Source organism: Desulfurella multipotens (genome assembly GCF_900101285.1).
Taxonomy (GTDB): Bacteria; Campylobacterota_A; Desulfurellia; order Desulfurellales; family Desulfurellaceae; genus Desulfurella; species Desulfurella acetivorans.
The window spans coordinates 1-26,035 of sequence record NZ_FMYU01000005.1; the positions used below are offsets into that span (position 1 = coordinate 1).

Here is a 26,035-nt window from a genome sequence, read left to right on the forward strand (position 1 = left end):
TTTTTTTGGAGGTTTAAATGAAGCTTCACGAGTACCAGGCAAAAGAGCTTATGAGTCAATACGAAGTACCAATACCAGAAGGCAGGGTAGCATATTTTCCCTACGATGCATGGATGGTTGCAATGGAGCTGGGTTTTCCTGTTGTATTAAAAGCACAGGTTCTAACCGGTGGCAGGGGCAAAGCAGGTGGTGTAAAGATTGCTAAAACTGCAGATGAAGCCAGAGACATTGCTCAGGAATTATTTGGCAAAACGCTTGTAACAGCACAGACTGGACCTCAGGGTGTAAAGGTTAGAAAACTACTTGTAGAGAAAGTATCAAGCATTAAAAGGGAACTCTACTTTTCTATTACTATAGATAGAACCATAGGAAAACCAGTGGTTATTGCTTCAAAAAGGGGTGGTATGAGTATAGAAGAGGTAAGTGAGCTCTACCCGGAAGACATCATAAAAATACCGATAGATCCAGCGGTAGGCTTTTTGCCATACCAGATAAGAAGATTAAAGTACGATCTTGACCTTGTTGAACAGGAAAAAGAAATATCAAGAATCGTAAGTAACCTGTACAAACTGTTTATGGATAAAGACTGCTCGCTTTTAGAGATGAACCCGCTTGTAGTAACAGATACAAACCACTTGGTAGCCCTTGATGCAAAGATAGAAATAGATGACAATGCAATCTTTAGAAGAAAAGAAATAGCAAAGATGAGAGATTTAACTGAATATGACCCAGATGAGCTTGAAGCACGTTTTGCTGGTTTAAACTTTATCAAGCTTGATGGTGATATAGGCTGTATGGTAAACGGTGCAGGTCTTGCTATGGCTACAATGGATGTTATCAAATTTGCAGGTGGAAACCCGGCAAACTTTCTTGATGTAGGTGGTGAAGCTACACCAGATACCATAGCAAAAGGCTTTGAGATAATAACCAGAGACCCAAAAGTAAAAGCTATATTCATAAATATATTTGGCGGTATTGTGCGATGCGATAAAGTGGCAAATGGCATATTGCAAGCCCTAAAGACAGTAGAAGTAAAAGTCCCAATAGTAGTAAGGCTTACCGGTATGAATAAAGAAGAAGGTATGGAAATGCTAAAAAACAGTGGCCTTGCATTTTCTGTAGCCCAGGACATAAAAGAAGCTGCTCATATGATAACTCAAATAACAAAACCAAAAAAAGAAGAAAACCAAACAACAAAAGAAACCAATAAGAAGGAGAAATAAATATGGCTATAGCTGTATATAAAACAAGCAGGGTAATAGTACAAGGCATTACAGGCAAAGAAGGTAGATACCATGCCCTAGCCTGCAGGGATTACGGGACAAAGGTAGTAGGTGGTGTAACACCAGGCAAAGGCGGCAGTGATGTGGATGGTATACCTGTATTTAACACTGTAGAAGAAGCTGTTCAAAAAACAAACCCAAACGTAAGCCTCATATTTGTTCCACCTCCATTTGCAGCAGATGCAATACTAGAAGCAGTAGGCAGTGGTATAAAGATTATTGTATGTATAACAGAAGGTATACCTGTGCTTGATATGGTAAAGGTAAAAAGGGTAATTGAAAAAGAAGGCATAATACTTATAGGTCCAAACTGTCCAGGTATTATAACACCGGATGCTTCAAAAATAGGTATAATGCCAGGTCATATCTTTAAAAGAGGCTCAATAGGTATAATCTCAAGAAGCGGTACACTGCTATATGAGACAGCAGATCAAATATCAAAAGTAGGTCTTGGCCAATCTACATGCCTTGGTATAGGAGGTGACCCTATAGTAGGCACAGACTATATCTTCTGGCTTGAAAGATTTGAACAAGATCCTGAAACAGAAGCCATAATGATAGTAGGTGAGATAGGTGGTGATGCAGAAGAAAAAGCTGCAGAATACATCAAAGCTCATGTTACAAAACCTGTATTTGCTTTTGTTGCAGGCGCAAGCGCTCCAAAAGGCAGAAGAATGGGACATGCAGGTGCAATTATAATGGGAAAGAAAGGCACTGTTGAATCAAAGTACAATGCTTTAAAAGAAGCAGGTGTTCATATCATAGAAAATCCTGGCTACATTGGTGAAACAATATACAAAACACTAAAAGATAAATATCACTTTTCGATTTAGTCTATCCCTCCTTATCTATAAAGGGCAAGAGGTTTATGCCTCTTGCCTATTAAAAATAAATTGCTTTGCTGTGGTGCACTATTATAGCTACAGTTGATTGTTCTGGGACAATCAAGTGATTTTCTGTTAGTTTAATGTTATATTCTTCGGGTTTAAGTAAACTAAATATTGCGTCATTTAGACTAAGATCGGGACATGATGGATAACCTGGTGAATACCTTGCGCCTTGATAAGACTTCATCGAAAAGTTTACATCTTCTAAATTTTTTGATTCATTTTTTGCAATATTCAGCTCTATTCTTATGTGTTTGTGTATAATTTCTGCTAAACTTTCTGTTAATTCTATGCCTAACCCATGTACTAAATGATACTTTTTATATTCACCGTTTTTAAATAAAGATTTTTCAAACTCAGAAAATTTTTCACCAGCAGATACCAAAGAAAAAGCTACAATATCGTTTATATCGCTTCTGAAGTAATCTGCTAAACAAAGGTATGGCTTATGATCAACCCTATTAAAATCTATTACAAGTTTGGCAAGTTTTTTTGCTTCTTCAAACGATAAGTTTTGTGTAAATTTACTTGTTTGTTCATCAAAAATATATAGCGAAGCTTTTTTGGTATAATTATTTTTTAACCTAAAGATAGAATCAGACCTACATGCAAAGTATCCATAAATAATAAATGGTTCAAAAATGTTTTGTTCTATTAGTAATTGTTTTAAATTCTCGAAGTTTACCATGATTTCTTCTTTTATTAACCTATTATACGCTTCTTGTGACATGTTTGCTTTTTTGTAACCCCAGGCACGTATAAACAATGCTTTTTTATTTATCCAATTAAATGCAAGGTTTTGAATATAAGCATAATTTGATTGATTTTTTGAAACAAATACTTTCCTACCATAAAATGGTGCTTTTGGTACATCTTCAACTGGAGGCAAAATAATTTCTTTTTGTGGTATTTCTTTAATAATTAGTTTATCTGATACAATTTTTTTCTTTTTATTTTCACCTATTAATTTTTTGTTTTCTATAATTGACAATGCTTTTAAACCATCAAAGGCATCTTTGCAGTAAAATACTTTGCCACTATAAATTGGTTTGCAGTAATCTTCAACAAATTTACTATTTAACGCAGCTCCACCAAGTAAAACTGGTATTTTTAAGTTGTTTTTTTCAAACTCTTCTATATTGGCTTTCATTTCTATTGTTGATTTTACTAAAAGTCCACTCATACCAATACAGTCAGCATTGTATTTTTTTGCTGCTTCAAGAAAGCTTTTAGCCTCCACGCGTGTTCCTAGGTTTATTACTTTGTAGCCGTTATTTGTTAAAATTATATCAACTAAATTTTTACCTACATCGTGTACATCGCCTTTTACAGTGCCCAAAACAATTGTAAGTTGTTTGTCTTTTTGTTTTTTGTCCATAAATTGGTTTAAATAATCGACACATCTTTTCATACTTTCAGCACTTGCTAATACAAACGGCAATTGCATTTTACCTTCGCCAAATAATTCTCCAACCGTTTTCATAGCTTGTACCAGTAAGTCAATAATTTTATCTGCAGACATAACCTTTAAAGCTTTATCTGCAGTCTTTATGAGCTCATTTGTTTGGGCGCTAATTAGAAGCTTTTTTATTTTTTCATCAAGTGGCAGGTTTTCTAAAGTTTCTTTTTCTTCAATTTTTTTATCATTAGAAAAATGTTCAATAAATTTAATTAATGGGTCACCTTCTTGCCAATCGTTAAAGATTAATCTTTCACATATTTGCCTGTCTTCTGGATTTATTAATGGATACGGGATTAGGGATTTTGGGTTAACAATAGCCATTGATAAGCCGTTTTTAACTGCATGATACAAGAATACAGAATTTAAGTATTTTCGCGCCTGGGCATTTAAGCCAAAAGATACATTTGATATTCCCAAAATGGCTCCTACTTCTTTATGGGTGTTTCTTAGCTCGCTTATTGCATCAATTGTGTCTTTTGCGGCGCTTCTGTATTCTTCTTCTGCTGATGCTACTGTAAAAGTCAAAAGGTCAAATACCAAATCGCTCTTTCTTAAGCCATTTTTTAGTGCTCTATCAAGCATCCTGTATGCTACTTCAAGCTTTCTTTCTTTTGTTTTTGCCATACCTTTTTCATCAATAGCTAGCAAAACAAGTGCGCTTCCAAATTTCTTTGCAAGCTCGCAAATTTTGTCAAATTTTTCTGTACCATCTTCTAAGTTTGCAGAATTAATAATTGGCCTTCCACCAATAAGCTTTAGAGCTTTTAAAATTGTATTTGGTTGAGTGGAGTCTATCATTAGAGGGATTGAGATTTTTTGGTTAAAGCGGCTTATTAGCTCTATCATATCTTTTTCTTCATTACGGCCAGCAAAATTTACAGATACATCCAAAGCTTTAGCACCGCTTAAAGCTTGTTCTTGTGCTATGGATAAAATTGAATCATAATCTTCTTTTAACAATAAGTCTCTGAATTGCTTTGAACCTGTGGCATTGGTACGCTCTCCAATTAAAAAAGGTGGTGGTTCCTGAAAAAGTGGCTCATACTGGTATAAACTTGCTAATGCTTTTGGTGAAACCCCTTTTGGAGGTTTGGGTTTTAAGTCTTTAATTTTTTCTTGAAGCGCTTTTATATGATTTGGTGTTGTGCCACAACAGCCGCCAATTATACTTACACCATCAATATCACAAAATTTAGCTTCAGCTTTTGCAAAACTTTCCGGATCCATTGGGTAGCATACTTTACCTGCAATATTTTCTGGCAATCCTGCATTTGAGTGAATAGAAATATAGCCACCCCAATTTTGAGATAGTTTTCTTAAATGTGTTTCAACCTGGATTGGTCCACTTCCACAATTTAGACCAAGGGTTAGTATATCAAACGGTTCTAGTATTGCAGCAAGTGTAGCAACATCGGTACCAATAAGCATAGAACCATTTAATTCAATAGTAGCTGAAATCATTATAGGTATATCTTTTTGCTTGTATTTTATTGCATCGAAACAACCATTTAGCGCAGCTTTAATTTGCAGAGGGTCCTGGAATGTTTCAAGTAAAATTAAATCAACGCCCCCATCTATCAAACCACATGCAGCCAAAAAATAGCCATCATACATCGTATCGAAATCAATTTGATTAAGCGAAGCAAGTTTTGTTCCAGGGCCAAGTGAGCCTGCAACATATTTTTGGCATTTATGAACTGATTCAATTTCATCTTTGGCAGATTTAGCGTTTTTTGCTGCCATTTTTGCTATTTCGTAGGTTTTGTCTTGCAAATTGTACTCTTCAAGTACCCATGGAAGTGCGCCAAAACTGTTTGTTTTTGTGATATCAGCACCTGCTTTAAGATAGTCTAAATGAATACCTTTTATAATATCAGGTCTTGTAATATTTAAAATTTCATTGCAACCAACTTTAAAATCCCAGTCAGATTCTTTTAAATTGTATGTTTGAAGCAAAGTCCCCATTGCACCATCAAGTATTAAAAATCTTTTGCCTAAAATATTTCTAATGCTCAAATCCACCTCCAACAAAGCTTGATTATATAAAAAAAGTAATAGTTTTACAATATAGAGCATTTCTATTTGGAACCGTTAAACTTGATTTTTATAGATACTAAATATATAATCAAAGATGAAAAGTTGGGTATTGAGCGCCCATAGCTCAGTTGGATAGAGCGCAAGATTGCGGTTCTTGAGGTCAGAGGTTCGAATCCTCTTGGGCGCGCCACTTTTAGCGATACCCACCTTTGAAGATACTTGTAGGGGCGTTTGTGAACCCCGCCAGGTCCGGAAGGAAGCAACGGTAGCAAATTAGCCCCCAGCAGGTAACCTTTATTGGTGGGTATCGCTAAGGGAAGATAATATGTATTTAGTTTTTGCAAGAAAGTATAGACCTCAAACATTAGATGAAGTAATAGGGCAGGATATTGTAACTCAAACTATAAAAAATGCTATAGAGCAAAACAGGCTTTACCACTCTATTTTATTTTATGGCACAATGGGTACTGGCAAAACATCACTTGCAAGAATTATTGCAAAATCATTAAACTGTGAAAAAGGCCCTACAGTAGAGCCATGTGGAAAGTGTGAGCATTGCAGAGCGATTTCTGAAGGTAAAAGTGTTGATGTAATTGAAATTGATGGAGCTTCAAACAGGCGCATTGATGATGCAAGAAACATTATTGAAAGTATAAAGTATGTACCATTTAGCGCAAGATACAAAATATTTATTATAGATGAAGTGCATATGTTAACAGAAGAAGCTTTTAATGCGCTTTTAAAGACAATTGAAGAGCCACCAGATTATGTTAAATTTATATTTGCAACTACAAATATAGAAAAAGTTCCACAAACAATTCTATCACGATGTCAGATCTTTAAATTAAACAAAATTTCTCCTCAAAAAATTTATGAAAAGTTAAAAAAAATTTTAGAAACAGAAAACATAAACATGCAAGATGAAGGCATAAAACTAATTTCTCAAATAGCACAAGGATCTTTTAGAGTTGCAGAAAATTATTTAGATAGAGTTGTAGCTTATAAAAATGACAATATCACTGCAAAAGATGTATCGGATGTGCTTGGAGTTGCTGATTTTGGTTTGATTGATGATTTTGTTGATTCGCTTGTAAGCTTTAATGCTGATTTGACTTTTGAAAAATTAAATTACCTTTTTGAGAGAAATTTAAAAGTAGAAACATTTGTAGAGCTTTTACTTGAAAAACTACTTACTCTTAGTATAGATCTTGAATTAAAAGCGGCTTTTATAAACATTTTCTACGATGCTTTTTTACAAATAAAATATAAAGTTGATGATGCTGTAACACTAAAAGTAGCAACTCAAAAAGCACTAAGCTTAAAAAACCTTACAAAAATTGAAGAAATAATAAAACTAACATACAGCTTAGATCTAGATAAAAAAATACAAACCCACATTCAAAGTGTTGAAGAAATTACTCAAGGTAAATTGGATAATATAAATACTATTGAAACTAATAATGTTTCTTTGCAAGATAACACAAATGAGGCAGATAGATTGGAAAAATTTGTAATTGATTTATTTGATGCAGAAATAATAGCAAAGAGGTGATTTTATGGCAAAAGGTTTTGGCGGTTTTGATATGAATACTCTCATGAGTCAGGCAAAAAAGATGCAAAAAGAAATTGAGCGCATTCAGCAGGAAGCAGCAAAAGAAATAACACAGGTAAGCGTAGGTGGTGGTATGGTGAGTGTTAGTGCAAATGGTGATGGAGAGATTGTTGAAATAAAAATATCAAAAGAATTGCTTAGCGATGATGTAGAGATGCTTGAAGATTTGTTGCTTTCTGGTGTAAATGAAGCTATTAGAAAAGCAAAAGAAAAAGTTAAAGAAAAGATGTCTGCTCTAACTGGCGGTTTGAATATACCAGGTTTATGATAAAGAGTCTTGAAAATTTAATTGGATCAATGAAAAAACTACCAGGAATTGGCGAAAAAAGTGCCCTTAGGTACGCCTTGTGGCTTATAAATAATTCACAGGATGCAAAAGAGATTGCCAAAAATATAGAGACAGCAGTAAATCTGAAAAAATGTAAAATTTGCCGCAATTTATGTGAAGATGATGTTTGCGATATATGCTTGGATAGTTCACGTGATAAATCAACAATCTGTGTTGTAGAAACAATTGAAACATTGATTAATTTAGAATCTCAACATATATACAATGGTGTGTATTTTGTTTTGTGGGGTTTAATTTCACCTTTGGAAGGAATTTATGCAAAAGATTTAGATCTAGATAAACTTAAAGAAAATGCTCAATCAGCAAAAGAAATAATACTTATGCTTGATGATTCTATAGAAGGAAACCTTACTGCTCAATACATAATAGATATGCTAGATGGTAATATCAAAATAACAAAGCCAGCTTCTGGTATACCAGTTGGCTATAATATTAATTCACTTGATAGATTAACACTACAAAAAGCTTTTCAAAATAGAATACCTTATTAGGAGAGTATATGAGTATCGTTGATTTAAGTAAAATTATAGAAATTGAATCAAAAGAAGAAAAAATTGAAAACTTTGAAACAGGCTCATGGCGTGTTGAGCGTCCTATTTGGAATGAAAAAACATGCATAAATTGTTTGTTTTGCTGGCAGTATTGTCCAGATGCTTCTATAATTTTAGATAAAGATGAAAAAATGGCAGGCATAGATTATCATCATTGCAAAGGCTGCGGTATATGTGTTGAAGTTTGTCCTACAAAGCCAAAATCGCTTGTCATGGCGCTTGAAAAAGACGTACAAGAAAAAGGCCTGAATGCTATAAGGCTCGAAGTGTTTAAGATTTAAGGAAGGTTTTCTTCCAACATACAGGCTTTTGCCAAAGCTGCCAAATAAAGAGAACCCGCTATAAAAATGTTTTCATAATTTGATTGTTGCGCATATAGTAAAGAGGTATTTGCATCTTCTAAAAATTTATAATTTTTGTTTTCAAATTTAATATCATCTTTGTCAATCGAGTTGCGATTGTTTGTTTTTGTTATTATAATTTCATCAAAATAGAAAGAAAGCATATTTAAAATTTTTTGATACTCTTTTTGCTTTAGGCTTGAGTAAATTAGCATTTTTGAGCCTTTTATTTTTTTTGCACATTCTAAAAACCTATTTGCTCCATCTACATTGTGCGCACCATCAATTATAAATGTTTTGTTAGCTGATTTTATAATTTCAAAACGTGCAGGCCAATATGTGTTTTTTATAGCTTGTGTGTCCAATCCCAAATTATAATATTTGTTTAAGCAGTCAATGGCCAAAAACGCACATGCGAGGTTTTCTTTTTCGTAATCGCATTTTAGAAAATTCAAGTCAAATTGTTTTGCACGGCTTAGATATATTTCATCAACAAAATAAAGGTCAGCATTGGAAGATTGTTTGATCAAATTTATAACATTAGGAGAATTTTTACCAATTATCCCAATTTTTCTAATAATGGCCATTTTTGTTTTTGTTATTTCTTCGATTGTTTTCCCTAAATGTTCTGTGTGATCGAAAGATATGCTTGTTAAAACACTTAAAATTGGCTCTACAACATTTGTTGCATCAAACTCACCGCCCATGCCTACTTCCAAAATTGCATATTCTACCTTTAATTTCTTAAATGCCAAAAAACTCAAAGCAGTCAAAAACTCAAAGTAGGTTACATCAAATTCTCTGGCTAAAGGTTCTATTTGTAGAGCCAAATCAAGCAACAAGTCAAAATCAACGTAAGCGTTGTTTACTTTAATGCGTTCATTCAATAGTATTAGATGTGGCGAAGTGTACAATCCAGTTTTGTAACCTTTTTGTAAAAAACTGTCATTTAACATTTGCGCAACACTGCCTTTCCCGTTTGTGCCGCCAATCAATATACTTTTAAAAGAATTTTGCGGGTTAGATAGAGCTTTTAGCAACGCTTTTATGCGCTCAAGACCAAGTTTAATAGAATATGGTTGTAGGTTATCTAAAATTTTTTTGAGTTTTACGTAGCTTTGCATAAAACAATTGCCACAGCATATTCACTTGTATGTGATATGCTAACATCTGCATTAAATTTTTTATCTTCAACATAAATTTGCACTGCACCATTTTTATCGTTTAAAACCTCTATTTTATTTAGAGGTATTTTTAAGTTAGTTGCTTTAAAAAAAGCTTCTTTTGCGCAAAACTTGCCACACAAATGGATATGTGGGAATTTTTTTGAAAAACAATAATCTAATTCTTTTTGAGAAAAAATCCTATGTAGCGTTTTTTTATCAAATTTTTTAAGCATTAGCTCAAATCTTTTAGTTTGTTCTATATCTATGCCAACCATCTGGCTTTTTCAATAATTTGTTTCATTTGAATTATAGCTTCTTTCAAGCCACAAAAAACAGCTCTTGAGATAATAGAATGACCTATATTTAATTCTTCAATTTCTTTGATTTTTGCAATCAGACTAACGTTTTGATAATTCAGGCCATGCCCTGCATGGACGCAAAGCCCAAGACTTTTTGCAAAAATAGCTGCATCTTTAATTGTATTTGCGAATTGAAGTTTTTGAGATAGCGGTGCATTTGCATACTCACCTGTGTGAATTTCGATTGAATCTGCATTAAGCTTTTTTGCTGCTTCAATTTGTTTTTTATCTGGATCAATAAATAAACTTACAAGTATATTTTTTGAATGCAATTTATCTATTACTTCTTTTAACTTTTCAAAGTTAGATATTACATCAAGACCACCTTCCGTTGTAAGTTCTTTTCTTTTTTCAGGCACAAGTGTTGATTGATATGGGACAAGATTCAAAGCAAAATTTACTATTTTCTCTTCTATGCTCATTTCCAGGTTGAGTGGAATTTTGATTGTATTTTTAACCAATATACAATCATTTTCCTGGATATGGCGTCTATCTTCCCTTAGATGCATTGTAATATTATCAGCAAGGGCTTCTTGAGCAATTAAAGCTGCATAGATTGGCTCTGGTTCTATACCCAGTCTTGCCTGTCTTAGTGTTGCTATGTGATCAATATTAATTCCAAGCCTCATTTTTTAGCCTCCAAAATGGTTTTTAATACATAATTTAGACTATTTTCTTCGTTTGAGTGTATAATTATGGCATTTTCTGGCTTTTCAAATATTTCTTTTTGTTTAAAATATATATCAACTGTGCCATCTGAAATACTTTTTTCCTGTTTTCTTTTTTCAAGATTTTTGAATATTGTTGGCTCATCTGGATCAAGAAAAACAAAATTAGGCGTTATTCCAAGTTTTTCTATCGTATTTACCAAACTTTGTCTGTGTGAATGTTTTATGTAGGTTGCATCAAGTATAACATTAAAACCATCTTTTAAAGCTTCGTAAGCTAGCTGGCTTAATTTTTCATATACTACCTGTGTGTGATAGGTACTGTAAATGCCTTTTTCAAAACCGTTTGTATTTCCAGAAAATAACTGTTTTCTGACAATATCAGATGAAAAAACCTTTGCGTTGAGTTTTTGCGATAACCTTTCGCTAAAATAGCTTTTGCCACAGCCAGTCAAGCCAACCATCGCAATAAGTATCGGTTTGTACTTTTTATCAATATATTTATAAGATAGGTCAAAATATTTGCTTGATAGTTCTTTTTTATTTTCAAAGTAATAAATTTTTCCTCTTACATAGGCTCTGTATGTTTTGTAAAAATCAAGCACTTCTTTGATAGAATGATCTTTTGAATATTCAATGTATTTTTGCAAAAAAAAATCAGATAAATTTTGTTTGTTGTGAAATTCTAAATCCATAAGCAAAAAAGCTACATCACTTGCAACATCAGAGTATCTAAAGCGGTCGTTGAATTCTATACAGTCGTATATGTAAATTTTATCGGCAAGGCAAATATTGTGGGAGTACAAATCACCATGACAATCTTTAATTTTTTGTTCTACAATGCGTTTTTGCCAATCATACGTATCTAAAAAGTCATTTGTGTATTTTTTAATTGATTCAAACTGGTGTTTTGTTAAAAAAGTACCTTGTGCTTTGATTGTTTGGTTAAAATTTTCGTCTGTATTGATTTTTATGTTTTCTTTTTTGCCAAATTCACTTATTTGTGTATTTGTTTGAGCATTTTTGTGAAAGTTTGCTATAATATTTGATAGTTTGTCTATATCTTCCAGTGTAACTTTATCTTTTTCAAGCAATACATCCATCATTTTATCTTGCGGAAGCTTTTTCATGGCAACTGCGTATTCTACAACTTCACCAGGACCTGATATAAAAAATTCATCTGCGTTTTTTGTAATTGACACAACCCCTAAGTATAAATCGGGTGAAAATCTGCTATTTAATTCAACTTCTTTTTCGCAATAGTATTTTCTTTTTTGCAGGCTTGTAAAATCTAGAAAACCAAAATTTACGCTTTTTTTTATTTTATAAACAATCTCATTTACTAAAACATACGATATGTGCGTTTCAATTAGCGTTGCTTTGAGCTTGTTTTTTAAGTTTTCTATTAATTGATTCATGGTAAGAATATACACAACCGCAATAATTTTGTCTATAGAAATTGAATTCTTTAGAAAGCTCGCATGAGCGTTTAAAACCGTCTTTCTTTTTAAAATCTTCCTCAAAAAAAAGCACATTTAGACTTTCGAGTGTTTTGCCAATATGTAGGATTGTATTATATTTTTTCAAAGGACTTACAGATAATGTGGTTGTAAAGTACTCAAAATTATGTTTTTTGGCAAAAACAGCAGTTTTGTACAATCTGTAAGCATAACATACTGTGCACCTTTTAGAACCTTCTGGATAATTTTTATATAATTTTACTTTTTTAAACCATTCTTTGGGATCGTATTCTGGGACAATTAGCTCTAAATTGTGGTATTTGCAAAGCTCAATCATTTCTTTTAATCTTAGCTGATATTCTTTTTTGGGCTGTATATTTGGGTTAAAAAAATATATGCTAAGTCTAAATTTTTCTTTTAAGCGCTCTATTACACTTGTCGCACACGGTGCACAACAGGCATGAAGCAGTAATTTTGGTTTAAATGTACCATTTATGAATTGTTTTATAGGCTCAAAACTTTTTCTGTGTATATCGCATATGCCAAACTTTTCCAATAATTCGATATGCTTTTTTGTGCCATATCCTTTGTGTTGATCAAATGCATAATTTGGATATTTTTGAGACATAAGTATCATGTGGTGGTCTCGACTTACTTTTGCCAGAATAGATGCTGCTGATATGCAGGCTATTTTTGAGTCCCCATCTATGATACTTTTAAATTTGACCGGTAAATTTAAGTGATCTTTCCCATCTATCAATAATAAATCTGGCTTTTTGGGCATGAACAGGAGTGCTCTTTTTATTGATAATTCAAAGGCTTTTACAATGCCAAATCTATCTATTTCTTTGCAAGTAGCAATTCCAATGCCATATATTGAGTGTCTGGTAAGTATTTTATAAATTTCTTCGCGTTTTTTTTGCGTTAAAACTTTTGAGTCTTTTACTATTAGATTAAGCTTTTTTGGCAGAATGCAAACAGCGCTGACAATTGGTCCAGCCCATGGACCTCTTCCTGCTTCATCAACGCCCGCTATTAGCATAGAGAACTTTTTTTGGCAAATATATGTGAGTATTTAGGTTTGTTAAGGTATTTTTCCACAACCGAACATTTTATTATAAACAAAAAAAACACCCTATCGTCGTCAAACTCTGAAAGTGTTTCAAAGTTGCCCTGCCCTTTTGATATAATAACATCAGCTTTTTTATAGATTTTTTTGCATAGATTATCACAGTAATCAGGCCAGAAACCAGGTGTTGGCTTTGTACTTTCAATTAGTGTTCCTATCTCTTCTAAACCCAAACCTTCAATGTCATTTTTGGTTACATCATTTATTATTGGTTTTCCTCGTAAGGCAATGTAGATATTTAAATTTGGATAAAGGTTTTTTATGGTTTGTAAAAGCAGTTTGTCAAAAACAATCTCTCCTGCATTATCTGCTAAAAAAAGCAATGTTTTAGCTTTGGTTATTTTTAATTTGAAATCTTCAATATCGTTAACCAAAAAACCTTCAATAATTGCCTTGTTAAGTGTTTCTTTTATGTTGAATTTTTCTATTTGAGAGCCAAAATCAATTATATTTCCTGCAACAGAAATATTTATTGCGGCTTGCAACTTATCATCTGAATCTTCAATGTAGCGTTTTAGATCATCTACGTAGTTAAGCGCTATTTTATTGTATTTCTTTTTAATTTCACTGTATGGATCGTCATGGTCAAGTGTTTTTGTTATAGAGCCATACACAAACTCTGATATTAAAGGTGGTGCTACATTATATTCAGTTTCAGATAATACTTTTGCTACATTTTTTAATGCCCTTATGGCATCATCGTCTTTTTTGCTGATGATTTCTGTAGCTCTAATAGCTTGCGAAACAAAGCAAACAAAACACTCTGGTTTTACTTTCACAAAAAGTATTATACTACAAAAAAATTTTAAGTAAAGAATAGTTTTAATTTTACAAAACTACAAATTTATGCTAATATTACAAGCCTATGAAAGTAATTGATTCATTGGATGGCTTTAATAAGGCAATTGATAGCAAACCTTTAATTGGTATACTTTTTAGCTCAAACAGTTGTTCAACATGCAAAGCCCTATCATTTAAACTAAAAGATAGAGATGACTTTTTTGAAGTTTACATAGATAATTTACCTCAAATCGTATCTGTAACAAATATCTACAGTGCACCAACAATTGCCATTTATTTTAAAAAAAAACAAATCAATGTTTTTAGCGGTGTATTTTCATTAAATGATGTTTTAGATTATATAGAAAGAGTACAAAATTATGTATATACATGAAGCAATTTATGAAACAGCAAGACAAAAAGCACTTGAATTGGAAATAAGCGATATAAGAATTGGACTTGGTTATACCTGTGTCGAGCTTAATAGGACTTTTTGTGGGCTTTCGTATACATTTGCAAAAGAACTAAACCATGCAAGTTGCAATGTTTTAGATATAGGTGAAAAAATTATAGGTAAAAAAGCTATAGAACTATTAAATGGGATTTTTTCATACAACTTGCTTGATAGTGCTCTTGCTATAGCCTGCGCAAATGCTATATTGAATAAGCCGCAAGAAAATTATTATGATTTTTTAAATCTCATTGAAAAAGAACACACTGTTGTAATGGTAGGCTATTTTGCACCAATTATTGAAAGCATTAAAAAAAGAGCGAAAAGTTTAAAAATTATAGAAAGGGATCCAAGGTTTGAATCACTTCCTGACTGGGCAAGTTATTTTGAGTTGAAAAATTGCGATATTGCAATAATTTCTGCAACAACACTTGTAAATAAAACAATTGATAGCATATTAAATTTTTCTAGTGCAAGGTATAACATTATTTTAGGTGCTACATGTACAATGTCTGATCAAGTATTTTTAAATACCAAAGCTACACATTTGTGCGGGATAAGTGTTATCGATAAAGACAAAATTAAAACGCTAATCAGCCTTGCAGCAGGAACAAGGTTGATTTCAAAATATACAAAAAAAGAGTGTGTTTTATGCAGATCTTAAATCAAGCAAAAAACAAAATTTTGCCATTAATTCAAGATTTTTTAGACAAAATGGTTTTTTTTGAAACAAAAGAAAATTGCCTGTATACAGATTTTTTGGGTGCAAAAAGCGAAGGTTTAACATTTGGCGATATAAAAGAAACTTTAAGTGTTGAGCAAATAATGGGCTTAGATCTTGATAGCGATAAAAATAAAGAGCTATTTGTAGGTTTTTTGAATGCATTTGTCAATTTTTACAATAAAGAGCCTTCAACAATTTTTTGCAAAAATAATCAGTTTTGCTTTAATGAGATGGGAAACAGGTTTTTTAAGCGCTATGGCTCAAATTTAAGCATGTGTTTTATTGATAATCTTGAAAGTAATTTTGAGATTCTAAATAAGTATGGTTTTAAAATAAATTTTTTAAATTTTCAAGAAAATGCTTTTCAAGAGCGTATTTTTGATTGCATTGCAAACAATTTTTTGGTATTGTGTAATGGGTATTGCCTTACAAAGCCGTGGGCAGATGATATTTTAGAAATATCGTCAATGGATAATGCAAATAGGCTTGTTATTTTTTTTGGCCCCCAAAGTGCTTTTGTAAGTATGATTAATCTAAAGAGGCTTTGCTTTTTTAAGGAGGTTTAATGATTCACCACTATTTAAGCCCAACGGATTTTGATATACAAACAACCCTTAAAGTTATCGATTTTGGTTTGCAAATAAAAGAAAAAATTAAAAAAAGACAAGAATTTAAACCTTTTAAAGATTTTATACTGGCAATGATATTTGAAAAATCTTCCACAAGAACAAGAGTTTCATTTGAGGCTGGCTTTAAAAAACTTGGAGGACAGACAATCTTTTTGTCTTCAAAAGATATACAGCTTGGTCGAGGCGAAACAATAGAGGATACAGCAAAAGTAATTTCAAGTTATTGTGATATTATAATGATACGCACATTTGAGCATCAAAGGTTAATTGATTTTTCACTAAACTCAAGCTCTCCTGTAATAAATGGGTTAAGTGATCTGTTGCATCCCTGCCAGAGTCTGACAGATATGTTAACTATAAAGGAGCATTTTGGTAGTTTTCATAATATAAAATTAGCTTATGTTGGCGATGGAAATAATATGGCAAATTCTTTACTTTTGCATTGCGCTATGCTTGGTATTGATATATCAATTGCCTGTCCAAAAGACTATAGCCCAAGCGGTTTAATTGTAAAAGAAGCCATTGAGATTTCTAAAGAAACAAACTCAAATATAATTATAACTGATGATCCAATAGAAGCTCTAAGCGGTGCAAATGTCGTTTACACAGATGTTTGGACTTCTATGGGGCAGGAAGACCAAAAAGAAAAAAAACATTCAATATTAAAAAAATTTCAGATAGATCAAAAACTATGTTCATTTGCAGATAGTAATTTTATTTTTATGCATTGTCTGCCGGCTCATAGGAATGAAGAAGTTACAGCCGATATTATTGATGGCAAACATTCTGTGGTATTTAACCAGGCAGAAAATCGATTATATACCCAAATGGCAATAATTTTTAATTTAATAAATAAGGAGTAACACTATGAGTGTAAAAAAAGTTGTCTTAGCTTATTCTGGAGGGCTTGACACATCAGTTATAATTAAATGGTTAATGGATAAGTATAATTGTGAAGTTATAGCCTACACTGCAGATTTGGGACAAAATGAACCGCTTGAACCTATTAAAGCAAAAGCGCTCAAAACCGGCGCAAGTAAAGCTTATGTAGAAGATTTAAGAAAAGAATTTTTAGAAGACTATGTAATGAAAGCTTTTAAAATGAATGCACTGTATGAAAATAAATACCCGCTTGCTACTGCACTTGGCAGGCCACTTATTACAAAAAAACTCGTTGAGATTGCAATAAAAGAAGGTGCTGACGCTATAGCACATGGTTCAACTGGCAAGGGCAATGATCAGGTAAGATTTGATGTTTCTGCTGTTGCGCTTAAGCCGGATATTAAAGTGCTTGTACCTGTTAGAGACTGGGAGTTAAAATCCAGAGAAGAAGAAATTGAATACGCTAAAAAATTCAATATTGAAATTCCAATTACCAAAGAAAAACCTTATTCAATTGACAGAAACATCTGGGGTGTGGCAATTGAAGCAGGTATTTTAGAAGACCCGGAACAAGAAACTCCAGAAGATATCTTTTCTCTAACAAAAAATCCTCTTGAGGCGCCAGATAAGCCACAATACATAACAATTGGTTTTGAAAAAGCTATTCCGGTAAGCATAGATGGCAACAAAATGCCAATTGTTGATCTGGTAACACAACTAAATCACATTGCAGGCTCACATGGTATTGGCAGGATTGATATGATTGAAAACAGGCTTGTTGGGATAAAATCAAGAGAAGTTTACGAAGCGCCAGCTGCTGTAAGTTTACTTGAAGCAAAAAGAGCTTTAGAACAGTTAATTTTAGATAGAGAAGCAATGCACTTTAAAGATCAGCTTTCTATAAAGTATTCAGAACTTGTATATTATGGTTTGTGGTTTTCACCGCTAAGAGAAGCTTTAGATGCTTTTGCTGACAAATTGTGTGAAAATTTAACAGGCGAAGTTACAATAAAGCTATATAAAGGTTCTGTAACGGCAGTTTCAAGAAAATCACCATATTCTATTTACAATAAAAACCTTGCTACCTATGAAGCATCTGATACTTTTAAACATAAAGATGGCGAGGGATTTTGTAATATCTGGGGTTTGCCTTTGAAAGTAATGGCAAGCATAAAATATTCACAAAAGTAAGCTATAGGGGCAAAATGTGCCCCTATCTACATTTAATATGCCTCATGCAATAATAAAAACCAATAAAAATTTAAATGATATAGAATGTGTTAATATCTTCAGGTATAAAAATAAAGGGATACTACCTCTGGATGAATTTAGATGCTTTTTGGATGTTTACAAAAAACAAGATTTGCTTATTATTAAGCTAAACAAAGCTACTCGCTCTATTATTACAGATAAATTAAAGGATGCAATTTTAAATACTGCAAAAAAAATCGCAGATAATTTAAATTGCGAAATAGTTTCACATAATCTTGAACATACAAATACAAATATAGAATTTTGCGATTGTTATGAAAGCGTTTACCCACAAAAGATACTTACATACAACAAAGAATCAATTAATAATTTAGAAATTGGTTTCGGTCGTGGTGAGTTTTTGATAAATCTTGCAAAACAAAAGCCAGAAGAGTCTTTTTTGGGTATTGAAGTTTACGGTAAAGATTTTCTTTTTGCGCTAAATCGTTGTTGCAATGAAAAGCTAAATAACGTAAAACTTTTGAATTATGATTGTAACCACGTGATTGATTTATTTGACAACAATTCTTTTGATAATATTTATGTGAACTTCCCCGAACCGTGGTTTAAGCTTTATCGAATCAAACACTCAATTTTCAATAAAATTACATTTCAAAAAATTAGAGACAAATTAAAACAAAACGGCTTTTTGCATATAGTTACAGATAATTATCCATTTGCCGTTTATAGTGCAATTATTGGACAATTCTTTTCATTGAAGCCTTTAGGTAAATTTTTTATTGAAACAATCGATGATTTTGATACGCTTTATGCAAAAAAATGGAAACGCCTAAACAGAACTTTTTACAGGCTTTGCCTTCAAAAACCATTTTGCAGCCCAAAAACCACATTAAAAACATTCGATTTTCCTCTAAAGCTTGAAAAATTTGAGTACAAAAGTAAAGATTTAATATTTAAAATTCTTGGAATATTTGAAAATAATAGTATTGATTATAAAATTATAGAAACTGCTATTGGTAATTATCTAGCACAGCATGTTTTTTTTGGTTTAAAAGATAAAACAATATTTTTATTGCCCCAGACAAATTTTATTTATACAAGTGATTTTTGTGACGCATTAGAAAAAGTTATTAAGTAGTGTAAATTACAAATTGCTTTTGCTTACCTGGGCTTGCTCAAACGTAGCAACTTCTGTGATTATTTTAGCTGCTGCTTCAATAATTGGCATGGATAGCACTGCACCACTGCCCTCGCCTAACCTCATATCAAGCTGTAATATTGGCTTTAAGTCAAGATAAGAAAGCATTAAATTATGGCCTTTTTCTTTCGATAAATGTCCAGCAAACATATATTGTTTTGTTACTGGATTTAATTTGTAAGCCAAAAGCGCTGCAGATGTAGAAATTAGTCCATCAATAACTACAGGTATTTTATTGTAACAAGCAGCCAAAATAACGCCTGCTATTGCGCCAATTTCAAAGCCTCCTATTTTTGATAATACATCTATGGCATCATCTGGATCTGGTTTGTGAAGATTTATGGCTTTTTTAATTATTAAAACCTTATTTTTTAGCATTTCATCTGTAATGAGTGTGCCTTGTCCTGTCATAAGCTCTACTTCGTTTTTTGTTATACAAGCTCCAATTGCACTAGCTGCTGTTGTATTTGAGATACCCATATCACCTGTTGCTATAAGATTTAATTTTTCAGAATGTATATATTTATTTGCAATATCAAAGCCAATCATTATGGATTGTATAGCCTCTTTTCTGGTCATTGCATACTGTTTTGTAAAATTATTTGTACCGTTTTTAACTTTATTTACTATAAAAGTGCTTTTTTGTAAGTTTGAAATATTTTTCCAATCGCATAAACTTCCAACATCTGCAACTATGGTAAAACAATTGTTTAGCCTTGCAAGTGCATTGATTGTAGCAACACCTTCAATAAAAGCTTTTATCATTTCACAAGTAACCTCTTGTGGATATGCACTAACATTTTCTTCGGCTACGCCATGATCAGCTGCCATTACAAAAACGCCTTTATTTTCTATTTTTGGCTCAAGCGTTGAGTAAATCGCACAGAGTTTTTCGGCTATGTCATTTACATATCCAAGGGCTCTATATGGCATAATAAGTCGTGAAGTTTTTTCTTTTGCTTTCTCTAATACATCATCATTGATCGGTGTAATGTTGTATACTATATCTTTTAACTCCATTTTAAACCTCTTTTTTTTAAAAAACCTCCCTTGTTTTTTTACTATTACTTTTTAATTTTGTCAATATTATAACTACTTTTTATATATTTTCACCCTATTGCAGCCCTTGCAATAATAACCATCATAATATCGGATGTTCCAGCAGATGGCCCAAGTACAAAAGAATCTCTTAAGAATCTAGTGACGATAGATTCTTCAACTACGCCATAGCCACCATGTATATCTACAGCCATTTTTGCACACTTTTGAGCTGCTTCTGTAGTGTAGTATTTTGCCATTGCAAACTCTAGATCACACCTTTGGCCTTTGTCTTGCATACTGGCTGCTCTATAGCCAAGTAGTCTTGAAATCTCAAGATCCAGTTTCATCTGTGCAAGTTTATTTTGTATTGTTTGAAGGTTGCTTATAGGCTTGCCATACAATATGCGTTTTTTTGAGAAATTAACCGATTGCTCTAAAAGCGTAGAAATTATGCCAAGACCTACGCCTACCATACCACCTCTGCCTACTTCGCCAATTGCGCTCATTGCTACCCTCATACCTTTACCTTCTTCACCAAGTAGATTTTCTTGAGGCACTTTACAGTTTTGGAGTAAGATCTCACCTACACTGCACCCATGAAGCCCTATTTCATTCCAGTCTTTTCCCCTTTTGAAACCTTCAAAATTATCTTCAATAATGAATGTAGAAAAAGCTTTTGGGTTATTTGGGTCTTTTGCAAGTACTACAAATGTATTGGCAACAGGGGCATTTGTTAGCATTATTTTTCTTCCGTTTAGTATGTAATAATTGCCTTCTTTTGTATAAGTTGTTTCTATGCCAGTTGGATCTGATCCGCCTGTAGTTTCAGTTACTGCTACCGTAGCGAGTTTTTCACCACTTGAAAGACCTGGAAGGTACCTTTGTTTTTGATCATCATTGCCAGATTTTAAAATAGGCTCAATGCCAAGGCCAAATATCTGAAGCATCATGGAAACGCCAGGTGAAACTTTAGCTATTTCTTCTAGAGCAATAAGCCTTGCAACATAACCAAGACCTAAGCCGCCATACTCTTTTGGTATAAATACACCTGTAAGCTTTGCCTGCTTTATAGCTTCTACCACTTCTTTGTCTGCAGTTTTGTTTTGTTCCATTTCTTTTACTTTAGGTGCAATTTTGCTGGCTGTAAAGTCTGCAACTTGTTTTCTAAAATCTTCCTGTTCTTGTGTAAAAGTGAAATCAATCATAAAAACCTCCAAAAAAAATACCAATAAGATTATATTTAATATAAACCTTATTGGTATCAAATCAATTAAGTAGCACTCCATCCACAATCAATTGTCATCATCGAGCCAGTTATGTAGTCGGCTGCAGGCGTACATAAAAATTTTGCTACTTCTGCTATGTCATCTGGCTCAATAAGTTTTTTTATTGCTGCTTTTTTAAGCATTATTTCTTCTATAACCTTTTCTCTTGGTATACCATGTGTTTTAGCCTGGTCATCAATCTGGTTATCAACAAGTGGTGTTCTAACATATGATGGACAAATAGAGTTTACAGTAATACCGTATGGAGCACCTTCCAAAGCTGCTACTTTTGTTAAACCAGAAAGACCGTGTTTTGCACTAATATAGGCAACTTTGAATTCTGAAGCCCTAATGCCATGCACGGAATTTATGTTTATTATTCTTCCCCATTTTTGAGCTTTCATTGAAGGCCAAACGTATTTTGTAAGTAAAAAAGGTGCAGTTAGCATCAAAGAGATTATAAAGTTCCATTTATCTTCCGGGAAATTTTCAATTGGAGATACATGTTGAATACCTGCATTATTTACAAGTATATCTACTTTGGAGTATTTTTTTAATACATAATCCACTAAGTCTTTACATCCTTTTTGTGTACTTAAATCTGACGCAAAATAATCGGCTTTTATTTTATCTGATTCCTGACTTAGTGAAGCTTGATTAATATCAGACATTATAACATTAGCACCTTCTTTTGCAAAACTTTGGGCTATAGAAAGACCTATCCCGCTTGCTGCACCTGTTACTATGCAAACTTTGTCTTTTAACATTTTTACCTCCTATTTATTCCATATGCTTAAAATAAAGTTTCATTTTTTCTGGCAAATAGTCTCCTGCAGACTGTTTTGTAAACAAAGAAACAAAAATCATTATTATAAAAACAAACATAATCATGTAAGAGTATCCAGCAATTCCGCCTGGAAGCTTTTGTTTTAACACTTGTTCGTAAACTATGGATACAAAAATGCTCATAAACAGAACAATTATTTCTGAGGTGATAGCCGCTTGAGTAGATGCTTTTTGCCATTGATACCCAATAATAACTGGTAGAGATGCACCGATAAATGTTCCAAGTCCAAGCACACCTAAAAGAGCAACCATATACCCACCGTATAATCCAAAAATACCAGCTCCGAAAGTTAAAATAATCAGTGCCCACCTACCCCAAATTACTTCTTCTTTTTGCGATAATGTCTTTTTGAAGGATTTAGGAATATCTCTTGTTATAATTGAAGAACCTATTACTAAGAATGAACTTGAAGTAGACATAGTAGCTGCAAGAAGCCCGGCAAAAAGTATAATAGCCAAAACAGGCGGTAAATGATTAAAAAAATGAAATATGGTTTCATCAGGTACTTTAAATGGTTTAACCTGACCTGAAGCTACTAAATATAAAACTGCTGTTCCAGGCAGTATGTATAAAAGACTCATTATGCCATAACCTACTCCGCCTATCAGTCCAAATGTTTTCAGGCTTTTATAACTTTTTAGAGAATATAGCTTTGTATTTACATGTGGTTGACCTATAACGCCAATTGCCAAAACAAAAACCCACGACATAGCAAGCGGTAGCATAATATTATCCGGATGCCCTATTGGATCTATAAACTGAGGTCCAAACAATTTACTTGATGCAATTGTTATGGTTGCATGACCCATCCCACCTGTGATATAGTAAAATCCAATAATAATGCCTATTATGCTAAATAATTTTAAGATACCTTGTAAAAAATCAACCTTTATGCTTCCAACCATACCACCGTAAACAGTGTATATAAGAGTAAATATTAATAGCGCTATACCACCAGCTTTTACTGAAATTCCAAAAATAGAATTTAAAATGTATCCGCCGGCTAAAATTTGAGCTCCAAGGTAGGCAAATATACAGATAATTAAATTAACAGCTATCAAAAACCTTAAAGTTCTGCTTCCATATCTGACATCTCCTAAATCTGCAAATGTCTCGATATTAGTAATTACAGACATCATTCTCATTGGTTTACCATTTAGCCACATCATTAAACCGTAACTTACAGTAAAAAATATACCCATATACATTACTGCTGATCCAAATTTGTAATTAAGACCGGGTCCACCAACAAAACCAAAACCACTCATGCCAGTCGTTGCAGCGGCAAGACCGGCTACTAAAGCACCGAACGTTTTACTGGATGCAAAAAATTTAGCACCACTTTTATCAGCCTGTTTTTTAGCACTTATTGCCCACCATAAAACTATAAGTGAATATAATAGTGTTACAATTATCTCTGCTGTTTTCATAAAAGGTCCTCCGATTATTTAATTTCTTCTTCCGGTTTTTCTTCTTGTTCATGCTTTTTATTAAAATCCTCTACATCAGAAATAAACGTATCCCATTCTTTTTGCGAAATTACATTTTTCTCAAAAAGCACTGTGTATGAGAGAATAGTTGTAAGAAAGCCACCTAATACAAGAAAAACAACCCATAAAATAGCTGTTCCTGGGTGCATTCCAAGAAATAGAGTTTTTGGTATTGCATTATAGTAAAGCTTCCAATAGTAGAATAAGCCTAAAAAACCTCCCCAGAAAATTACCAAAAATGTTCCATAAGGATAAATCAAAAACATTTTATCTACCCTTGAGCCAGCTCCAATTAGCATAAAATTTGCTAAGAGTAGAATACTAAAAAATACTGTTAGAGTCGGTAACTTAGCAAAAAAAAGTATGGCAATGACGATAGCCAAAGCACCCTCCAATATCCATATTGCGTCTTTTACTTTACCTTTTATCATAAAATACCCCCTTTTATAAAATTATTCAGCTTTTCTTTCTATTACAGCTTTAAATGGATCTACTTCTTCACGAAGTATTCTTAATTCTTCTTGTGTGGGTGGTTCAGTTTGTTTAGGTGTTTGCTTGATTATTAATTCAAAACCCGTATTGTTTTTAATATCATCAATACTAACACCTGGATGAATGGATTCAAGCATCATTCTTTTAGTTTCTTCATCAAAGCCCATAACTGCTAAGTTAGTAATAATTTTGTATGGACCTGTATTTGGTGGCAAACCTGCCTGCTCTCTAGCACCTGGTCCTGTTAGATAGCCAGGTGTAGTGATAAAGTCTATTTTGTTTGTAAATCTTCTTATTGAGTGAGGCACTACCATAACAATTCTCCATGCCATAGAAGCAAAATCGTTTGCTCCTCCTGAGCCTGGAAACCTTACCTTTGGTTTTTTGTAATCGCCGATGACTGTGGAGTTAATATTGCCATAGGAATCTATTTGGGCACCCCCCAAAAAACAGTAATCAATAAGGCCTCGTTGAATCATTTCCATTTGATCACATGTAGAGCCAGTTTGAAGAGCTTTGTGCATTGTTGTTGAATCACCAACTGATATTGGCATAGCAGGAAGTACTGGAGCAACGGCACCTGCTTCAAATGTTATCAGTATATTTGGTGCATATAGTTTTTGGGCAAGCATAACAGCAGCGCACGGTATACCTGTGCCTACAGATACGCTTGCTCCATCTTCAAATATCCTTGAGGCTACGCATATCATTAATTCTATATCGTTGTAAGTGTTCATCTTAGGCCTCCTTCTATGATTATTTGACTTTCTAAATCTTTTAGATACTCAAGCCTTCTTATGCCACCACAGTTATCCAGATACTCATAAAAATCATTGCAGTTGTATATGTTTTTATCTAAATACTCCTGGAAGGTTTTTTCGTCTTCTGCAGCTTTTAGAAATTCTCTTAAATGATCTACATCCATAAAATATTCATATGGCATATTGCATGGGTAACTCCCGTATGGTGTAACCACTACTGCATCTACCTGGTAAAATAGTATAGTGGTGTTTTGCGGGTTATCTCTAAAGAATTCTGTTGGTACAATTTTTTCTGTGGTAATAATTACCTTTTTTGAAGCTTTTGCTATATCCACATCAGCTACAAGAACACCTCGTATATAACTATTCCCATAAATATCTGCTGCATGGACATGTATAACTGCTACATCAGGATACAGTGCAGGGACAGCTAAATACTTCATGCCGGTAAATGGACACGTGACTTCTTTTGCTGCTGAGTATTTTTGCGTATCTGTTCCAAGCATTGACCTTACGGGCAAGTATGATAAACCCATGGCAGCTGCTTTATAGCGCCATCCCATTACACCATTGGACCACTCTGTTAGCTGAATTGATCCACTTTCAAAGTATTTTTTTAATACCTTTGGTGCTCCAAGCGCTTCAAATGAAATAATGTAAGATGCATCAGCTTTATTAAATGTTTTACCTGCAGCTAAAAGATCTGTATCTACATTAGATGTAAAACATGCTGCTATTAGGTTTTTTTTCTTTGCCCTTAAAAGCTCATGTATAAAAGCTGTAGGTATTCTTACAGTACCAAAGCCACCTATAGATATATAGTCGCCTTCTTTAACAAGAGAAACTGCTTGCTTTAAATCCGTGAGTTTACTTGTCATTTTTTTAGATTTTTTTCTAAAAAACTCCCGCATTTCATCTGGATGATGAAATCCCAATAGCTCACCAATGCTTTCCATATT

Annotated in this window: 26 protein-coding genes, 1 tRNA gene and 1 other RNA gene; 14 read left to right on the top strand and 14 right to left on the bottom strand. The window is 33.1% G+C overall.

Annotated elements, in window-relative coordinates:
• The first annotated feature begins 17 nt into the window (after nt 1–17).
• Nucleotides 18–1,223, top strand: coding sequence for an ADP-forming succinate--CoA ligase subunit beta (gene sucC, locus BLQ93_RS03710; RefSeq protein WP_025391830.1), 1,206 nt, complete (start codon nt 18–20; stop codon nt 1,221–1,223).
• Between the two features lie 2 nt (nt 1,224–1,225).
• Nucleotides 1,226–2,116, top strand: coding sequence for a succinate--CoA ligase subunit alpha (gene sucD, locus BLQ93_RS03715; protein WP_092128248.1), 891 nt, complete (start codon nt 1,226–1,228; stop codon nt 2,114–2,116).
• Nucleotides 2,117–2,165: 49 nt separating this feature from the next.
• Here the strand turns inward: sucD and metH are convergent, their stop codons facing one another.
• Nucleotides 2,166–5,654 (bottom strand): methionine synthase, encoded by a 3,489-nt coding sequence (metH, locus tag BLQ93_RS03720; RefSeq protein ID WP_092128456.1) that lies wholly within the window; start codon nt 5,652–5,654, stop codon nt 2,166–2,168.
• 128 nt (nt 5,655–5,782) lie between these two features.
• Between metH and BLQ93_RS03725 the strand changes: the two genes are divergently transcribed.
• The 6 genes from BLQ93_RS03725 (at nt 5,783) to BLQ93_RS03750 (ending at nt 8,462) form a co-directional block, all read left to right on the top strand.
• Nucleotides 5,783–5,859, top strand: a tRNA-Arg gene (locus tag BLQ93_RS03725).
• A gap of 18 nt (nt 5,860–5,877) precedes the next feature.
• An RNA gene (ffs, locus tag BLQ93_RS03730) (signal recognition particle sRNA small type) lies at nt 5,878–5,971 on the top strand.
• 23 nt (nt 5,972–5,994) lie between these two features.
• The gene (gene dnaX / locus BLQ93_RS03735; RefSeq protein WP_092128458.1) at nt 5,995–7,221 is read left to right on the top strand and encodes a DNA polymerase III subunit gamma/tau; all 1,227 of its coding nucleotides are present in this window, start codon (nt 5,995–5,997) and stop codon (nt 7,219–7,221) included.
• A gap of 4 nt (nt 7,222–7,225) precedes the next feature.
• Nucleotides 7,226–7,549 carry a YbaB/EbfC family nucleoid-associated protein gene (locus BLQ93_RS03740; RefSeq protein WP_025391834.1) on the top strand — a complete coding sequence of 108 codons (324 nt, stop codon included), beginning with the start codon at nt 7,226–7,228 and terminating at the stop codon, nt 7,547–7,549.
• Nucleotides 7,546–8,121 carry a recombination mediator RecR gene (recR, locus tag BLQ93_RS03745; protein ID WP_092128250.1) on the top strand — a complete coding sequence of 192 codons (576 nt, stop codon included), beginning with the start codon at nt 7,546–7,548 and terminating at the stop codon, nt 8,119–8,121. Before BLQ93_RS03740 ends, recR begins: the two co-directional genes overlap by 4 nt.
• An 8-nt stretch (nt 8,122–8,129) precedes the next feature.
• Nucleotides 8,130–8,462, top strand: coding sequence for a 4Fe-4S dicluster-binding protein (locus BLQ93_RS03750; protein ID WP_092128252.1), 333 nt, complete (start codon nt 8,130–8,132; stop codon nt 8,460–8,462).
• Here the strand turns inward: BLQ93_RS03750 and BLQ93_RS03755 are convergent.
• Genes BLQ93_RS03755 through BLQ93_RS03780 form a run of 6 tightly spaced genes read right to left on the bottom strand, consistent with a single transcriptional unit; the run spans nt 8,459 to nt 14,083 of the window.
• Nucleotides 8,459–9,646: a bifunctional folylpolyglutamate synthase/dihydrofolate synthase gene (locus BLQ93_RS03755; RefSeq protein ID WP_092128254.1), complete on the bottom strand. Its 1,188-nt coding sequence runs from the start codon at nt 9,644–9,646 to the stop codon at nt 8,459–8,461. The genes BLQ93_RS03750 and BLQ93_RS03755 overlap by 4 nt on opposite strands.
• Nucleotides 9,631–9,963, bottom strand: coding sequence for a holo-ACP synthase (gene acpS, locus BLQ93_RS03760; protein ID WP_092128257.1), 333 nt, complete (start codon nt 9,961–9,963; stop codon nt 9,631–9,633). The genes BLQ93_RS03755 and acpS overlap by 16 nt, the downstream gene beginning before the upstream one ends.
• Nucleotides 9,951–10,676: a pyridoxine 5'-phosphate synthase gene (locus tag BLQ93_RS03765; protein WP_092128259.1), complete on the bottom strand. Its 726-nt coding sequence runs from the start codon at nt 10,674–10,676 to the stop codon at nt 9,951–9,953. The genes acpS and BLQ93_RS03765 overlap by 13 nt, the downstream gene beginning before the upstream one ends.
• Nucleotides 10,673–12,133 (bottom strand): bifunctional aminoglycoside phosphotransferase/ATP-binding protein, encoded by a 1,461-nt coding sequence (locus BLQ93_RS03770; protein WP_092128261.1) that lies wholly within the window; start codon nt 12,131–12,133, stop codon nt 10,673–10,675. Before BLQ93_RS03770 ends, BLQ93_RS03765 begins: the two co-directional genes overlap by 4 nt.
• Nucleotides 12,081–13,217 (bottom strand): ribonuclease HII, encoded by a 1,137-nt coding sequence (locus tag BLQ93_RS03775; RefSeq protein WP_092128263.1) that lies wholly within the window; start codon nt 13,215–13,217, stop codon nt 12,081–12,083. Before BLQ93_RS03775 ends, BLQ93_RS03770 begins: the two co-directional genes overlap by 53 nt.
• Nucleotides 13,211–14,083 carry a damage-control phosphatase ARMT1 family protein gene (locus BLQ93_RS03780; RefSeq protein WP_159427481.1) on the bottom strand — a complete coding sequence of 291 codons (873 nt, stop codon included), beginning with the start codon at nt 14,081–14,083 and terminating at the stop codon, nt 13,211–13,213. Before BLQ93_RS03780 ends, BLQ93_RS03775 begins: the two co-directional genes overlap by 7 nt.
• Before the next feature lie 86 nt (nt 14,084–14,169).
• Between BLQ93_RS03780 and BLQ93_RS03785 the strand changes: the two genes are divergently transcribed.
• From BLQ93_RS03785 to BLQ93_RS03810, 6 genes are read left to right on the top strand one after another with little or no spacing between them, the layout of a single operon-like run.
• On the top strand, nt 14,170–14,478 hold the full coding sequence (locus BLQ93_RS03785; RefSeq protein ID WP_092128267.1) for a thioredoxin family protein: 309 nt from the start codon (nt 14,170–14,172) through the stop codon (nt 14,476–14,478).
• On the top strand, nt 14,465–15,199 hold the full coding sequence (locus BLQ93_RS03790) for a DUF364 domain-containing protein (protein WP_092128269.1): 735 nt from the start codon (nt 14,465–14,467) through the stop codon (nt 15,197–15,199). Before BLQ93_RS03785 ends, BLQ93_RS03790 begins: the two co-directional genes overlap by 14 nt.
• Nucleotides 15,187–15,825 (top strand): hypothetical protein, encoded by a 639-nt coding sequence (locus tag BLQ93_RS03795; protein ID WP_092128271.1) that lies wholly within the window; start codon nt 15,187–15,189, stop codon nt 15,823–15,825. Before BLQ93_RS03790 ends, BLQ93_RS03795 begins: the two co-directional genes overlap by 13 nt.
• Complete coding sequence (argF, locus tag BLQ93_RS03800) at nt 15,825–16,751, top strand: ornithine carbamoyltransferase (protein WP_025391846.1); 927 nt, start codon at nt 15,825–15,827, stop codon at nt 16,749–16,751. Before BLQ93_RS03795 ends, argF begins: the two co-directional genes overlap by 1 nt.
• A gap of 4 nt (nt 16,752–16,755) precedes the next feature.
• Entirely contained in the window at nt 16,756–17,961 is a 1,206-nt protein-coding gene (locus tag BLQ93_RS03805; protein WP_092128273.1) for an argininosuccinate synthase, read from the top strand.
• 16 nt (nt 17,962–17,977) lie between these two features.
• Nucleotides 17,978–19,120 carry a hypothetical protein gene (locus BLQ93_RS03810; RefSeq protein ID WP_092128275.1) on the top strand — a complete coding sequence of 381 codons (1,143 nt, stop codon included), beginning with the start codon at nt 17,978–17,980 and terminating at the stop codon, nt 19,118–19,120.
• 6 nt (nt 19,121–19,126) lie between these two features.
• Here BLQ93_RS03810 and cobT read toward each other — a convergent pair whose 3' ends face one another.
• The 7 genes from cobT to BLQ93_RS03845 form a co-directional block, all read right to left on the bottom strand.
• A complete protein-coding gene (gene cobT, locus BLQ93_RS03815; protein WP_092128277.1) occupies nt 19,127–20,200 on the bottom strand; it encodes a nicotinate-nucleotide--dimethylbenzimidazole phosphoribosyltransferase in 1,074 nt (357 codons plus the stop codon).
• 89 nt (nt 20,201–20,289) lie between these two features.
• Nucleotides 20,290–21,426 (bottom strand): acyl-CoA dehydrogenase family protein, encoded by a 1,137-nt coding sequence (locus BLQ93_RS03820; protein WP_159427482.1) that lies wholly within the window; start codon nt 21,424–21,426, stop codon nt 20,290–20,292.
• A 65-nt stretch (nt 21,427–21,491) separates the two neighbouring features.
• Complete coding sequence (locus tag BLQ93_RS03825; RefSeq protein WP_025391851.1) at nt 21,492–22,253, bottom strand: 3-hydroxybutyrate dehydrogenase; 762 nt, start codon at nt 22,251–22,253, stop codon at nt 21,492–21,494.
• 13 nt (nt 22,254–22,266) lie between these two features.
• A complete protein-coding gene (locus tag BLQ93_RS03830; RefSeq protein WP_092128281.1) occupies nt 22,267–23,763 on the bottom strand; it encodes a sodium:solute symporter family protein in 1,497 nt (498 codons plus the stop codon).
• A gap of 14 nt (nt 23,764–23,777) precedes the next feature.
• A complete protein-coding gene (locus BLQ93_RS03835; protein WP_025391854.1) occupies nt 23,778–24,254 on the bottom strand; it encodes a hypothetical protein in 477 nt (158 codons plus the stop codon).
• A 21-nt stretch (nt 24,255–24,275) separates the two neighbouring features.
• Entirely contained in the window at nt 24,276–25,052 is a 777-nt protein-coding gene (locus tag BLQ93_RS03840) for a CoA-transferase subunit beta (RefSeq protein ID WP_092128283.1), read from the bottom strand.
• The gene (locus BLQ93_RS03845) at nt 25,049–26,032 is read right to left on the bottom strand and encodes a CoA transferase subunit A (RefSeq protein ID WP_092128285.1); all 984 of its coding nucleotides are present in this window, start codon (nt 26,030–26,032) and stop codon (nt 25,049–25,051) included. Before BLQ93_RS03845 ends, BLQ93_RS03840 begins: the two co-directional genes overlap by 4 nt.
• Nucleotides 26,033–26,035: the final 3 nt, after the last annotated feature.